At 41.4% G+C, this 14,088-nt stretch carries 13 protein-coding genes; 5 read left to right on the forward strand and 8 right to left on the reverse strand.

Translation table 11 applies throughout. The features are described 5' to 3' along the window. Window positions 1-86 precede the first annotated feature (86 nt). The 4 genes from rpmE to E0H81_RS00230 all read right to left on the reverse strand — a co-directional run bounded on the left by rpmE (window position 87) and on the right by E0H81_RS00230 (window position 4,234). Window positions 87-317: a 50S ribosomal protein L31 gene (rpmE, locus tag E0H81_RS00215; RefSeq protein ID WP_067725111.1), complete on the reverse strand. Its 231-nt coding sequence runs from the start codon at window positions 315-317 to the stop codon at window positions 87-89. Between the two features lie 203 nt (window positions 318-520). Beyond that, window positions 521-1,522 (reverse strand): bile acid:sodium symporter family protein, encoded by a 1,002-nt coding sequence (locus tag E0H81_RS00220; RefSeq protein WP_131315585.1) that lies wholly within the window; start codon window positions 1,520-1,522, stop codon window positions 521-523. A gap of 148 nt (window positions 1,523-1,670) precedes the next feature. Beyond that, window positions 1,671-2,072 (reverse strand): lactoylglutathione lyase, encoded by a 402-nt coding sequence (gene gloA, locus E0H81_RS00225; RefSeq protein WP_131315587.1) that lies wholly within the window; start codon window positions 2,070-2,072, stop codon window positions 1,671-1,673. A gap of 14 nt (window positions 2,073-2,086) precedes the next feature. Beyond that, entirely contained in the window at window positions 2,087-4,234 is a 2,148-nt protein-coding gene (locus E0H81_RS00230; protein ID WP_131315589.1) for an AmpG family muropeptide MFS transporter, read from the reverse strand. Between the two features lie 184 nt (window positions 4,235-4,418). Here E0H81_RS00230 and E0H81_RS00235 point away from each other — a divergent pair, with 184 nt between their 5' ends. Further along, complete coding sequence (locus E0H81_RS00235; protein WP_131315590.1) at window positions 4,419-7,052, forward strand: Lon protease family protein; 2,634 nt, start codon at window positions 4,419-4,421, stop codon at window positions 7,050-7,052. Window positions 7,053-7,132: 80 nt separating this feature from the next. Here the strand turns inward: E0H81_RS00235 and grxD are convergent, their stop codons facing one another. Beyond that, a complete protein-coding gene (gene grxD, locus E0H81_RS00240; RefSeq protein WP_131315592.1) occupies window positions 7,133-7,474 on the reverse strand; it encodes a Grx4 family monothiol glutaredoxin in 342 nt (113 codons plus the stop codon). A 162-nt stretch (window positions 7,475-7,636) separates the two neighbouring features. Here grxD and E0H81_RS00245 point away from each other — a divergent pair, with 162 nt between their 5' ends. Then, window positions 7,637-8,848: an aspartate aminotransferase family protein gene (locus E0H81_RS00245; protein WP_131315594.1), complete on the forward strand. Its 1,212-nt coding sequence runs from the start codon at window positions 7,637-7,639 to the stop codon at window positions 8,846-8,848. 62 nt (window positions 8,849-8,910) lie between these two features. On the opposite strand, the gene E0H81_RS00250 is transcribed toward E0H81_RS00245, so the two are convergent. The 3 genes from E0H81_RS00250 to surE all read right to left on the reverse strand — a co-directional run bounded on the left by E0H81_RS00250 (window position 8,911) and on the right by surE (window position 11,635). Continuing rightward, complete coding sequence (locus tag E0H81_RS00250; protein ID WP_131315596.1) at window positions 8,911-9,840, reverse strand: LysR family transcriptional regulator; 930 nt, start codon at window positions 9,838-9,840, stop codon at window positions 8,911-8,913. A 93-nt stretch (window positions 9,841-9,933) separates the two neighbouring features. After that, a complete protein-coding gene (locus tag E0H81_RS00255) occupies window positions 9,934-10,749 on the reverse strand; it encodes a peptidoglycan DD-metalloendopeptidase family protein (RefSeq protein ID WP_131315598.1) in 816 nt (271 codons plus the stop codon). A gap of 112 nt (window positions 10,750-10,861) precedes the next feature. Next, window positions 10,862-11,635 (reverse strand): 5'/3'-nucleotidase SurE, encoded by a 774-nt coding sequence (surE, locus tag E0H81_RS00260; protein ID WP_131315600.1) that lies wholly within the window; start codon window positions 11,633-11,635, stop codon window positions 10,862-10,864. A 112-nt stretch (window positions 11,636-11,747) separates the two neighbouring features. Between surE and E0H81_RS00265 the strand changes: the two genes are divergently transcribed. The 3 genes from E0H81_RS00265 (at window position 11,748) to dacC (ending at window position 14,035) form a co-directional block, all read left to right on the forward strand. Further along, window positions 11,748-12,122, forward strand: coding sequence for an MCR_0457 family protein (locus E0H81_RS00265; RefSeq protein ID WP_131315602.1), 375 nt, complete (start codon window positions 11,748-11,750; stop codon window positions 12,120-12,122). A 244-nt stretch (window positions 12,123-12,366) separates the two neighbouring features. Continuing rightward, window positions 12,367-12,771, forward strand: coding sequence for an MCR_0457 family protein (locus E0H81_RS00270; RefSeq protein ID WP_131315604.1), 405 nt, complete (start codon window positions 12,367-12,369; stop codon window positions 12,769-12,771). A 115-nt stretch (window positions 12,772-12,886) separates the two neighbouring features. Then, window positions 12,887-14,035, forward strand: a complete 1,149-nt coding sequence (gene dacC / locus E0H81_RS00275) for a D-alanyl-D-alanine carboxypeptidase PBP5/6 (RefSeq protein WP_131268905.1) — start codon at window positions 12,887-12,889, stop codon at window positions 14,033-14,035. Window positions 14,036-14,088: the final 53 nt, after the last annotated feature.

The raw sequence follows: 14,088 nt of genomic DNA on the forward strand, positions 1-14,088 counted from the left end.
CTTGTACACATTATTTTGTAGCAAAATACATAAATTTCAGGCATAAAAAAACGGGCATATTGCCCGTTTTTTTACATTTGACGGTATTAGTCAGGACGTTTGATAGAACGTGACATACCAGCAAAACGTTGTTTGAACTTGTCGATACGACCACCTTGGTCAACATTCTTCTGTTTACCAGTATAGAATGGGTGGCAAGCTGAACATACGTCAAGGTAAAGAGTTTCTTTACCAATCGCTGAACGAGTTTCGATTACGTTACCACATGAACAAGTAGCAACTAATGTTTCATATTTTGGGTGAATATCGGCGCGCATCGTCGATTACTCCTAAGTTAAGAAAGGCTTATGCTGTCATCGCAATTGATCACTCTCATGATTCATGAGGAAAAAGCTTCTTCAAAAGAAGAGCGAGACCAACACCATAACAGACCATTCTTTTGGCCCACCGAGACGGATACCGCCAGAGCTAAGCACAACAAGTGGGCGTAATTATACGGTAAAAAATACCAGATAGCGAATTATTCTTGTAACTCATCTTCTACAGCTTTAAATTCATCTACAGGATGCTTCGACCAATAATTGGCAATCACACCGCACACCATCAGCTGAATTTGATGAAAGATCATAATCGGCAAAACAATCATCCCTAAAGGTTGTCCGATAAATAAAATTTGTGCCATCGGGACACCACTGGCCAAGGTTTTTTTGGAACTGCAAAAAAACATTGCAATTTGATCTTCCCGGTTAAAACCCATCCATTTCGGAATATATAAAGCCAACAGCATAATCAGGGTTAAAAACACTGAACATGCCAGAGTCAAAATCAATAGCGTTTCCCAACTCACCATTTGCCACAATCCTGCAACGACTGCCCCGCTAAAAGCACCATAGACCACCATTAAAATAGTGCCCTGATCAAATGCTTTGACGATGCCCGGCAACTTCAACATATAGGGATAAATATAAGGACGTAATATTTGACCCAATATAAAAGGGACCAGCAACAACAAGGTAATCTGAACAATCGAAGATGTAGGATCAAAGCCGTGTTGTGACTGACCTAAAATAAAGAAACTGACCAGTACAGGGGTAATAAACATGCCAATAATATTGGAAAATGAAGCACTACATACAGCACTGGCCACATTGCCCTTTGCAACCGAGGTAAATGCAATTGAAGACTGCACTGTTGATGGCAAGAAGCACATGAACAAAAATCCCCAGTACAATTCCTGCCCCAAAACAGGCAATAAAATCGGCTTCGCTAACAACCCTAAAAGTGGAAAGAGTGCAAATGTAAAAGCAAACACCACCACATGGAATTTCCAGTGCATGATGCCTTGAACGACTGCTTCTCTGGACAGTTTTGCTCCATGCAAAAAGAATAAAATCGCAATTGCACCCGAGGTAATGACGCCAAAAATATTTGCAGCAAGACCGGAGACTGGAACTATTGTTGCCAAGATCACCATGATAATCAGCAAAATGGTAAAGCGATCCAGTGCCAACAGTTTTAACATTGCTACGTCCTGTAATGATTTAAAGGTATAAAAAAAGCCCAATAAGAGAGTTTACCTAGTGGTAAAGTTTCATCTTACTGGGCTGAATAAATAAAGCCAGTTTTTCAACTCAATATTGAATATTTAGTTTATCTATACCGCACTATTATTAATTATTACGTGCATCTTTATCTTGCTGAATCAGCTCGATTTTATAACCGTCTGGATCCTCAACAAAAGCAATCACCGTTACCCCGCCCTTCATTGGACCAGCTTCACGCACCACTTTACCACCACGCGCCTTAATTTCTTCACACGCCTGATAAGCATCATCTACAGCAATGGCGATGTGACCATAGGCATTTCCCAACTCATAACTTGCAGTATCCCAGTTATGCGTGAGTTCCAGCACCGTATTGTTTTCTTCATCACCATAACCCACAAAAGCTAAAGTGAAACGACCTTCTTCATAATCACGTTTACGAAGCAAAGTCATACCGAGCACTTCAGTATAGAACTTTAAAGATTGTTCCAAATTGCCTACACGTAACATGGTATGCAGCATGCGCATATTCTTGATCCTTATTAAGTCTTTGTATGTTGATGTTCACGTAATAACTTCGCCACCCACACCACTAAAATTAAAATTGGAATACCAATCAGCGTGGTCATGAGGAAGAAATTCGGATAACCAATATTGCTGACTATAGTACCCGAATAACCGCCTAAAATCTTGGGGGTTAAAGTCATGAGCGAGCTAAAAATCGCGTATTGCACTGCGGTAAATGACACACTGGTCAAGCTCGACAAGAAGGCAATAAAGGCAGCACCCGCTAAACCGGACGCCAAATTATCGACAATAATAGCGAAATATAACCACCCTGAACTATACGGTTTGATGACTTTTCCGCTAATTTCAACTTCGTCAGTGGATTGGCCATTCACAGCAGCTAGAGGTTGCACATCAACATCCAAGTCTTTGGCAGTGCTCAAATTCATATTTGCAGCATAGTTATGCTTTGTACTTAAGATCACTTTATTGTTTTCAAAAACTTCAGCAACAAGACTTTTAGAAGCTGAATTGATCAAAACCTCAGCCGGAATTGCCGCACTAAATATGCCTGTTTTATCCAGATTTGCATCAAAAGTTTGGCCATCCAAGCCTAAGACAATTTTTTGAGATTCAGATAATGCCGGTCCAGAATATTGTCCGCGAATGACTAAACTATTATTTCGCTCCTGCGCGCTAATGGTATTGTCACTGGTCACAGGTAGAATTTGCATACTGGATTGCTTTTCATCCAGCTTTAAATACGGCAATGTGGTGACTGCGGTAGTTTTAGAGCCATCCGAATATTGTGCAGCCACTTGCAGTTCATCCGCTTGTGCCAAAACCTGACTGGGTACTTTGAGTTTCCAGTATCCCACTTCATCGGACTGAACCTTGTAACTGTGCTGCCCGACTGTGACATTGACATCATTCAGCTGTTGCCCTGATTTCACCAAACCAATAAAAATCAGATTGGTAGAGCTGGCCAAGATTGCACCGACAAACATCAATTTCATAATGTTCATGCGCTGTGCCAGCAAACCACCCAAGAAACCGCCAACCAGACTAAAAATCACGCCGTAAATTTTCACTGCTTCAGCAATTTGCTGTTTGGTGAAGTTCAGATCTTGATAGAACACATTCGAGATGACACCGGCAATAATGTCGGAAATACGGTAAAAACCAATCAACAGCAACAACACCAATGCCAGTTTAACGCCATAACGTTTAAAGAAATCTGCAATGGGGTTGACCCAGGTTTCAAAGGCCATTTGTTTATTGACGGCACCCATTTTCACCAGCAATGTACCGACCAATACGGCAACAGCAGCAGAGCCAATAAAACGTAATGCTTCAAAGCAGAATAGTAAGAAAGAATCTGAAATTTCAAATTGAGATTTAAGCGCTTCAGTTAAATTACCTGAGAAAATATAGCTCAGTACAAAACTGATTACTGCCACAAAAAATACCGCAACCAAACGATAGTAATCGGTACGTTTATAATTTTTATAAATCCGGCTCACTTGCGGTTCACGAATCACCAATGTGGTGATAATGCCCACTATCATCACCGCAGCCATGGCTAAATAGGTAATTTTCCATGCACTATAGATATAGTTGCCTTTCGCTGTGCCCAAGGATGCCGCTAAAAATAACGCCCCTGCACCCGCTACAATCATCCCGATGCGATAACCGGCATTATAGGTAGAAGCCAGAACGGTCTGCATCTGTGTTTCGGCCAGTTCAATCCGGTAAGCATCAATGACAATATCCTGGGTGGCAGCAGAAAAGCCCAGCAACACTGCACCCACTGCCATTTGGTACAAATAACTTTGCCCTAAAGCAGGGTTTGAAAATGCCATGATACAAATGGCGCAGATAATCAACACTTGCGCAATCAGCAGCCATGCGCGACGACGACCGAGTATTTTCGTCAATACCGGAACCGGCAATTCATCGACTAACGGCGCCCAAACAAACTTGAAGGAATAGCCCAGCGCGGCCCAGCTAAAAAAAGTAACTGCACTTTTATCAATTCCGGCTTCTCCGAGCCATAAAGACAGGCTGGAAAAAATCAGTAATATCGGAATACCTGCGGAGAAACCCAAAAACAGCATAATAAGGGCACGGCGATCAAGAAATGCCGTAAAGGCTGATTTCCATCCAGTAGATTGTGTTGTCATTGATTTATTATGTTCTGCAAAAACTCAATGCCGCTATTCAAACGCGTAATGCGATAGGTTTCAACAATATTTACGAAATCATTATTTTATTTTATCGATTAAAGCACCCTGTCCGCTTGAATTTTTCAAGCAAACCTGTATACCTTTAAAGCTCTACCGCAATATTTCGTTTTGGATTTTCACAGTGACCCAAAGACTCGAGCAAATGAACTCTTCTTTATCCGCCAATATTATTAGCAACACCGAACAACCGAGCCAAAACATTTTAACTTCAGCATTTGAACAACCAGAAATACAAAGCACTCTAGAAAAAACCAAACTGAAATCTGAACAACTGACGCATATCCCTAATTACGATAAAATTCCTGCGTCAACACGTCGACTGAAACCGCTGAATAATTTTCTGGGGCAAGACCGCGCGCGTGCCTCTGTAGAAGCCGGTATTGCCTTACCTTATTCAGGCTATAACATTTTTGCTGTGGGTACGGCGGGCCTCGGCAAACGCACGATGATTAAGCGTTTATTGCAACAGCACGCCAAAACAATGCCGACACCAAATGACTGGGTCTATGTCAATAATTTTAAACTGCCACGCCAACCGATTGCGCTCGAGCTTCCATCTGGACAAGCGACTAAATTTCAAACGCTATTGCATCAGACCTGGCAAACCATCTTAAAACAGTTAGAACGCCGTTTTACTGCAGAAATTTATCACAATCGTATCGAACTGATTCGCCAGCAAATTGGGGATGAACAACATCAAGCATTAATTGATCTCACCAAAGAAGGTGAAGCACTTGATCTGAAACTGATTACTCGTAATGAAGAACACTGCTTTGTTCCGGTTCATTTCATTGACGATTCACCGGAAGAAATGACAGCAGAAGACATTAATGCGCTGAACAGTAAAGAGCGGGCTGAAATTTCAACCAATATGCGTTACATGGATAAAAAACTGGAACGCTTAGGCTTGCATCTGGGCGATTTGGAAGATGATGCACGCGACAAAGTGCAAGTCTTGAATCGTGATATCGCAAAACAGGTGGTGATGCCACGGATCGAGCAAATCCTGAATAAGTTTGGTGAAGTCGAAGGCTTAAAAGACTATCTCAAATACTATGCCGAAGACATTATTAACAATGTTGAAATCGTGCTTGAGCAAGAAGAAGATGACTTTACCCCAGGTTTGTTCAGCCGTGTGCCTGCGCGTTATCAAGCCAATATCATTGTTTCCTACAAGCCAAATTCTGGCGCACCGGTGATTTTTGAAGACTTCCCAACGCATTACAATTTACTGGGTCATGTCGAACAACTAACTCAAAATGGCACCATCACCACAGACTTCACCCTGATTCGCCCGGGTACATTACATAAAGCCAATGGCGGCTTTTTAATGCTCGAAGCCGAGCAACTGCTTGAACAGCCTTATGCATGGCAAGGTTTAAAGCGTGCCTTAAAATCTGGACAGCTAAAATTATCTTCACTAGAACACATGCTGACTTTAACCGGCAGTATCTCGATTGAACCTCAATCTATTCCATTGAATTTAAAAGTGGTTTTACTTGCAGAACCTGAAGTTTATTATGAAATTCTAGAAGTCGAACCAGAACTCGGCAGTGTCTTTAAAATTCGGGCCGACTTTACAGATACATTACAACGTAATGACAGTAACGAGCAGGCGTATATGCAGCTGATTGCCGATTATGTGCAAGCAGACAAATTATTGCCTTTTGAGCGTTCTGCTTTAGCGGCATTGCTGACCGATTCGAGTCGTCAAGCTGAAGACCAGAGTTCATTGTCATTACATGCTTTAACGCTGGGTGACTTGATTCGTGAGGCACATCATCATGCTGAAAAGTCGGGCGACAAAATCGTGACCGACAAGCATATCAATACCGCGCTCGATCATCGTAAGTACCGCCTAGGCTATTTACGTGAATTGTACTGGGAAGATTTGTCTCGTGGTACACAGCTGATTGAGACCAAAGGTCATCGTTTAGGACAGATCAATGCCCTCTCTGTAATTCAATATGCAGATGTTGAATTTGGTTTGCCTTCGCGCTTAACCGCTTCGGTCTATCAAGGCGGTGGCGATATTCTTGATATTGAGCGTAGTGTGGAACTCGGTGGCTCCTTACATGCCAAAGGTGTGTTATTGATGTCGAGTTTCTTAAAGGCGCACTTTGGTCGAGAACAAATTCTGCATTTCTCTGCTGCCCTCGCCTTTGAGCAAAGCTATGGCCAGGTCGATGGCGACAGCGCAACCGTGGCTGAACTTTCCGCATTATTGTCAGCCATTAGCCAACTGCCGATTGACCAGTCTTGGGCAATTACCGGCTCGATGAATCAGCTGGGTCAGGTACAACCGATTGGCGGAGTAAATGCCAAAATTGAAGGTTTCTTCGATGCGTGTAAATTACATGGCTTAACCGGCAAACAAGGTGTGATTATTCCGCGTCAAAACATGCAACATTTAATGTTGCGACACGATGTCATTGAAGCGGTTGAAAAAGGTCAATTCCATATTCATGCCATTCAAACCATCGATCAGGCTTTAGAAATTCTCATGGCTCGCCCTGTCGGCACGCTGAACAAGAAAGGTCGCTATAGCAAAAATTCAATTTATGCTGCAGTGATGGATCAGCTTGAATATTGGCAAGCCATTGAAGATGGCGCAGCATTTGAGGAAGAGACCAAGAAAAAGAAAAAAAAGAAAAAAGCCAAAAAAAAGCTGAAAGAAGAAGCGGAAAAACAGCCTGTTCCCGCTGATGTGGTCGAATCTAAAGACAGCAGCAAGATAAAGTCAGAAGTAGAGTAATCTGCTTCTTTAAAAACTTGATTAAAAATAAACATTAAAAAAGCGCCACAAGGCGCTTTTTTAATTACTTCACAACTGAATTAAGCTTCAGGTGCTGGGCTGTACTGTTCGATCAAGGTTTTTAATTCACCTTTTTGGAACATATCAAGCATGATATCGCTACCGCCAATCAATTCGCCATTGATCCACAATTGTGGAAAAGTAGGCCAATTTGCAATTTGCGGCAAAGTTGCGCGAATGTCTGGGTTTTCCAAAATGTTTACATAAGCAAATGGACGACCAATTTGACTGAGTGCTTCTACCGCACGTGCAGAGAAACCACATTGTGGGAATTGCGGCGTACCTTTCATGTAAAGGAGTACTGCATGTTTAGCAATTTGGTCACGAATTAACGCTTCAGTATCGCGTGCTTGTTCAGTCATTGATAAATCCTCAACTAATCTGCCTCGCATTATACCCAAAACTTAACAAAACAGTATGACTAAAGCAATATTTCCATTTTTATTTACATTTGGGCTTTTATTCTGTAGCAGTTTTTGCTTATATAAACTTTTATTTTCCCACCTAACAGATAAGAGTTAGTCATGAATAACATTACCCTTGCACCTGTGCAATCTGATCAACCTTCACACTTGATGCCAGTCTTTGGCCGTCAGCCGATCAGCTTTGTTCGCGGTCGAGGTTCTTATCTTTATACAGAAGATGGCACTGAATATTTTGATGCACTTACAGGTATTGCTGTATGTGGTCTAGGTCATGCTCATCCTGTTATTGCTGAAGCCATTGCTGATCAAGCGGCAACTCTCATTCACACCAGCAACCTGTTTGAAGTGCCTTGGCAAACTGCGGCAGCACAAAAACTTGCTGAAGTTTCAGGCATGGAAGAAATTTTCTTCTCGAACAGTGGTGCGGAATCCAATGAAGGTGCAATTAAAATTGCCCGTAAATTTGGATCGATGCAAGGCATTGCTACTCCAAAAATCATTGTTGCGGACCGTTCTTTCCATGGCCGTACCATGGCTACCCTTGCTGCAACCGGCAACAAGAAAGTTCAGGAAGGTTTCGGACCACTGGTTGAAGGTTTTATTCGCGTACCGTTTGGTGACATTGAAGCCATTGAAGAAGCAGCAATTAACCACCCGGACATCGTGGCGATTTTTGTTGAACCGATCCAAGGTGAAGGTGGCGTAAATACTGCCCCTCAAGGCTTTAGCTACCTCGAAGAAATTCGTCAAATCTGTAATCAGCATAACTGGTTGATGATGCTTGATGAAGTTCAAACTGGTAATGGCCGTACCGGTAAATACTTTGCTTACCAGCATACCAACATTGTTCCAGATGTTTTAACCACGGCAAAAGGTTTGGGTAACGGCTTTCCGATTGGCGCCGTAATGACTCAGGGTCGTGGTGTTGGTGTACTGACTGCAGGCAACCATGGTTCAACTTATAGCGGTACAGCATTGGGTTCACGTGTGGTATATACCGTTCTCGATATTATGCAAAAAGAGAATATCGTTGCCAATGCTGCCGAAAAAGGTGCTTATATTGTCGATCAGCTGCGCAACAAACTGGCTGATCAAAATGTCATTGTCCGTGGTTTCGGTTTAATGATTGGTATTGAATTGCCAAAAGCGTGTGGTGAACTGGTTAATATTGCACGTGATGAATATCATTTGATTATTAACGTGACTGCAGGTTCTGTTGTTCGCCTACTTCCTACTTTAAACATTACTCAAGAACAAGCCGATCAATTGATTTCTCGTCTTGTAAAAATGATTAAAGCCTTTTTAGCTTAATTCTTTAATCGTTCAAAAACGAAAAGCCGCTTATAGCGGCTTTTTTTCATACTCATCGGCTTTTATGAAGCTTCTTGATAAATTCTGCCACCGGGTAATTGGCAGAAATATTGTTTTAGCGCCTCTAAACAACGATGAATTTTCATCGGCTGTTGTTCATGTTTTGAAATAATGGCATACAAGGTAAAACTTGGTAACTTCCACTCCGGTAAAACTTCAACCAAAGCGCCATTTACTAAATCTTTTTGTGCATCTAAATATAAAATTCGAGCGATCCCATGTCCTTGCTGACATAATGCTTTGGCAACCAAGACATTATTTGAGGTCAATCTCGAACGCATCTCTAAACTAATGTCTTCATTTGTCACACCATGCTGGAATGACAAATATTGATAATTTTTGATCACATTCATTGGAATTAAATCATGATGCTTTAAATCCTCAGGACGTGAAATAGGTGTCGACTGATTCAAATAACTCGGTGAAGCAACAAGAACCTGCTCAACTCGAGCAAGCGGTACAACATGCAAATTACTATCTTCAATTTTTGAACTTATGCGCAACGCAATATCAATACGACCTTCAATCAGGTCAATATATTGATTGTCAGCTTCTACATGAACTGCCAAACCTCGATGAGCAGACATCCAATGTGACAATGCTGGAATGACATGATTTGCAGCTAATTCTGGCGTAGTTGCAATACGTAAATCGCCAACAAGATCATCACGCAGCTCATTAATTCGTATTTTTCCGCGCTCTGCAGCAGCGAGCATCTCTTGACAGCTGTGGAAAAAAGCTTGTCCCACTTCAGTCAAACTCAACTTTCTGGTAGAACGATGTAAAAGTGTAACTTCCATCTCATTTTCTAAAGAACGAATTTGTTGACTTACAGCGCTGGTGGTGATGCCTAAATCGCGGGCTGCACCACTGAACGAGTTTTTTTCTACAACACAAGCAAAGACACCCATTGCTCGAAGTTGATCTAACATAAATTTCCCTCTGAACTTATGAGATGCTTTATCTTTCGATAAAAGCAACTCATTGTATTATACGGTGAAATTCAAGTATTGCATTCAATTTATTTAATTAAGAGGTAAGACATTAGTCGGATCAATAGGCTTGCCGTCTAAACGGACCTGGAATTCAAGCATGGTGCGGGTGGTACCTGATGAACCCATTTCTGCAATTTTTTGCCCTGCCGTTACATTATCACCACTTTTCACATTCATTTTACTGTTATGTGCATAAGCTGAAATATAACCATTAATATGCTTGATCAGAATCAAATTGCCATATTCTTTTAAACCGTCCGCTGCATAAACCACTTGTCCATCCGCGGCTGCATAAATGGTATCGCCCACGTTCCCTGCATAACGGATCCCTTTAATATTATTGGCTAAATTAAAGTTTTGCAGTACAGATCCATTGCTTGGTTTAACCCAACGCAATGCAGATGCTTTGGAAGATGCTACCGGCGCGGTTGGAACATTTGCGACAACAGCTGGAGTGGTTTTAACTGGAGCAGTTGGAATTTGAACGGTTTGACGTTGAATCGGGGCAGCTTGTGTCACCGCTTGAGTCGTGGTGGTACGACGTGAACCAGAATCTTTTAAACGTAAAGACTGTCCCACATAAATGCGATACGGCGGTGTTATGTCATTCATATCAGCAACGCTGGTATAAGCTAAACCATAACGGGCAGCAATCCCACTTAAAGTGTCTCCAGATCGAACGGTATAGTAGTCTGGTGCAGTTGCATAACGTGTTGCATTCTGAATTTGTGGTTTTGAAGCACAGCCACTCAAAATAACAGTCGAAATAACAGCTGTAGACAACACAATGGTTTTCAGCAAGGCTGAAGGCACAGCAAATAAACGATATTGTGACACCACGTGCATTAATCTTCCTCTCTACATACAAATGTATTTATTGATTTGCGCTAAGATTAGCAAAAAAGTATATAAAAAATTATTTCACTTCTACATTTTCACAAAGTTATAACACTACTTGCTACTCTTTGGAAAACTGTGCATGTAATGTGCTCAAAATGTCATAATTTGTTGCATCCATTTGTATCGGTGTGATACTCACATAGCCATTTGCCACGGCAAAAAAATCCGACTCTATATCCGTCAGGCCTTTTTTAGGCTCCGCGACTGCCTCTCCTGACAGGCCAATCCAATAAACTTGACGACCACGCGGGTCTACATGACTGGTAATCGGTTTGGACTGGCTGCGTCTGCCCTGATAGGTAATTTTTGAACCTTGCAATTCAGGCACATCGGGAATGTTCACATTAAAAATATGCCGTGGTGGTAACACTGGCAAACCTGAAGCAATAAAATCATGTACCCAGTGTGCAGCAACAGCATAATCGTTCGGGTGCTCATAAGAGCGAACATTGGGTCCTGCCATAGAAACCGCAATTGCAGGCTGTTTCATTAAACGTCCTTCAAATGCTGCACCGACTGTTCCCGAATAAAGAACATCATCGCCTAGGTTGGCACCACTATTAATCCCACTGACCACCAGATCAAATTCAAAATCAAATAAGCCATTCATAGATAAATAGACGCAATCTGCAGGTGTGCCATTCACAGCCCAGACATCGGGTGAAATTTGAATGGGACGCAAGGGTCGATCTAAAGTTAAGGCACTGGAAAAACCACTGCGCTCACTTTCTGGGGCAACAATAACAACGCGGCCTAAAGGAGCTAAAGCATGCGCAAGCGCTTGGATACCGGGAGCAAAAACGCCATCATCATTGGCAATTAATATATTCACTTAAAAATCTCGTAACGGTTTAAAAAATGACTGGTCAGAACATTTGATTGAATAAGACAAAGAATTATATATATTTAACGCTCGACATCCATTCAAAATGTGTGACTAAAAAATGATTAAAATGATCTCCTTTCGTGGCTTCTTGGGTTTAGGTTTTGCAGCGTTATTATCACAGGCTGTTTTAGCCGATGAAGGCTTAACTCAAGCTGAAGCCAATACCATTGTTAAGGAAGACCTTGCTTCGGCTCAAGTCATGGCTGAAGTATGCCCTGCAATTGTGGGTAAAAATGCAAAATTTGATCACAATATTCATCAACTTATTCAGTCTTATCTGCAAGACTATTCAGATAAATCGATGACTTACGACAAAATTCAGGCAGATACAGAATATAAGTCAGTGCTTGATGAAGCGCGTCAGGCTGCAAAAGAAACCAGTAAGGATGAACAAAAATCAGTTTGTGATGACGTAGTCAATTACGAAGCATAATTCACCACAGATCAGGCCTATAGAATATTCAACCGATTGAGTATTCTATAAATGGGTATGCAGATGTATCCACCTTCATGCCCTGTTTTCTATAAAATAAATACAAGTCAAATTCTACCCTTAAATCCCCTTCACTTATTCTTCATTTTTCAACAGCTTCAATACATTTGAGTACTTACAATTACCCAAAATACCGTTAAGCTTATTTATATTGTTATTTTTTAAATAATTTAGGTCTGCTTAAATGAAATCATCCATGTTCAAATCTCTATCTTCGGGTTTATTGACCACTGCTCTAATGACAATTTCTCTAATGACAGTTTCAGTAACTCACGCGGCAACACAACAAGAAGAAAATATTAATGTGACTCCCACTCAAAAAATTACTCAGCAAGAACTGGCTGCCATTTATGTGCTGTCAGAAGTCTGCCCAAGTCTGGTAAAAGATGATGCACAGTTTGAGAAAGGATATTCCAAACTTGCACAAGAATATTTACCTCAGGAAAAGGATGCTGTTTCAGCTTTATCCAAGCTCAGTAAAGAGAAAAAATTCAAGTCAATTTTAGCGGAAGCACGTACGGATGCGAAAAAAGCCGGTGATGCAAAAAACAAAGAAATTTGCCAAGAATTGACTACTTACAGTAATTAATACAAATTGGTTACAATACTTTTGAAATAAGCCGATTTCCCCGTAGAAGTCGGCCTAGCTTTATCCTAGAATGCTAGGCTCTTTGTGCCTTATTCACGTATTGGAACCACCTAGAATGACCAGAAAAAGCGCCCTTGCTGCATTATTACTTTTACCTAGTTTCACATACGCAGCAACTGTCTTATCTGCACCACCAGAACTCAATAATAAATCTTATGTTTTGATGGACTATGAGACGGGGCAACTCCTCGCAGCAAAAAATGAAAATGAAAAATTAGCACCAGCTTCAATGACCAAGATGATGACCAGTTACATCATCGAACAGAAGTTGTTGAGCGGTGATCTCACGGAAGATGAAAAAGTTCGTATGAACGAATCGGCATGGTGTCGTGGCAGCAGCTCGGAATCATGTATGTATGTACCGTTAAACGGTACTGCAACCGCATTGGAAATGCTCCGCGGGATTATCATCCAGTCAGGTAATGATGCCTCTAAAGCCATGGCAGAACATATTGCCGGGAATGAAGGCACTTTTGCCCACATGATGAATGAAGAAGCAAAACGTATAGGCATGACCAATACCAGCTTTATCAATTCAACCGGTATGCCTGCTGAAGGTCACTACTCGACTGCAAAAGATATGGCGACGCTTGCGCAACATATCATTCATGACAGCTCAAAGTATTACCCAATCTACTCTGAAAAAGAATTTACTTTTAACGGTATTAAACAAGGCAACCGTAATGCCTTGCTTTATACCGACCCAAGTGTAGATGGCTTAAAAACCGGTCACACTGACGAAGCAGGTTATTGCTTAACCACTTCTGCCAAACGTGGTCCCTTGCGTTTAATTTCAGTGATTTTTGGTGCGCCAAGCATGAATGAACGTGCATCTCAGACACGTGAAATTTTGGCTTGGGGTTATGCAAACTTTGAAACCGTTAAAGTACAACCAGCCAATCAGGTTTTAGCCAAAGCGAAAGTTTGGTATGGTAAAAGCAATGACGTTCAAATTGGCTTAGCTGAAAACTTCAATGTGACCATGCAAAAAGGTCAGGCGAATGCGATCAAAACCCAATTGGTTGTTCAACCAAAACTCACTGCGCCACTTAAAAAAGGTCAAGTGATTGGTAAATTTGTCGCTAGTATTGATGGTAAAGTGATTTCAGAAAAACCGCTTGTTGCACTTCAAGATGTTGAAGAAGCAGGTTTCTTTGCAAAAATTATCGACCATATCAAACAATTCTTTAGCAATTTATTCTAATCATTCTAAGCAGAATTTTTTAACTTAGACCAAAGCATCCTGACCTCGGTTTG

This window comes from Acinetobacter terrestris (assembly GCF_004331155.1).
Lineage (GTDB): Bacteria > Pseudomonadota > Gammaproteobacteria > Pseudomonadales > Moraxellaceae > Acinetobacter > Acinetobacter terrestris.

Coding starts and splice junctions, on each gene's coding strand:
- rpmE (WP_067725111.1), bottom strand. CDS start 317: ATGCGCGCCGATATTCACCCAAAATATGAAACATTAGTTGCTACTTGT.
- E0H81_RS00220 (WP_131315585.1), bottom strand. CDS start 1,522: ATGTTAAAACTGTTGGCACTGGATCGCTTTACCATTTTGCTGATTATC.
- gloA (WP_131315587.1), bottom strand. CDS start 2,072: ATGCGCATGCTGCATACCATGTTACGTGTAGGCAATTTGGAACAATCT.
- E0H81_RS00230 (WP_131315589.1), bottom strand. CDS start 4,234: ATGACAACACAATCTACTGGATGGAAATCAGCCTTTACGGCATTTCTT.
- grxD (WP_131315592.1), bottom strand. CDS start 7,474: ATGACTGAACAAGCACGCGATACTGAAGCGTTAATTCGTGACCAAATT.
- E0H81_RS00245 (WP_131315594.1), top strand. CDS start 7,637: ATGAATAACATTACCCTTGCACCTGTGCAATCTGATCAACCTTCACAC.
- E0H81_RS00250 (WP_131315596.1), bottom strand. CDS start 9,840: ATGTTAGATCAACTTCGAGCAATGGGTGTCTTTGCTTGTGTTGTAGAA.
- E0H81_RS00255 (WP_131315598.1), bottom strand. CDS start 10,749: ATGCACGTGGTGTCACAATATCGTTTATTTGCTGTGCCTTCAGCCTTG.
- E0H81_RS00265 (WP_131315602.1), top strand. CDS start 11,748: ATGATTAAAATGATCTCCTTTCGTGGCTTCTTGGGTTTAGGTTTTGCA.
- E0H81_RS00270 (WP_131315604.1), top strand. CDS start 12,367: ATGAAATCATCCATGTTCAAATCTCTATCTTCGGGTTTATTGACCACT.
- dacC (WP_131268905.1), top strand. CDS start 12,887: ATGACCAGAAAAAGCGCCCTTGCTGCATTATTACTTTTACCTAGTTTC.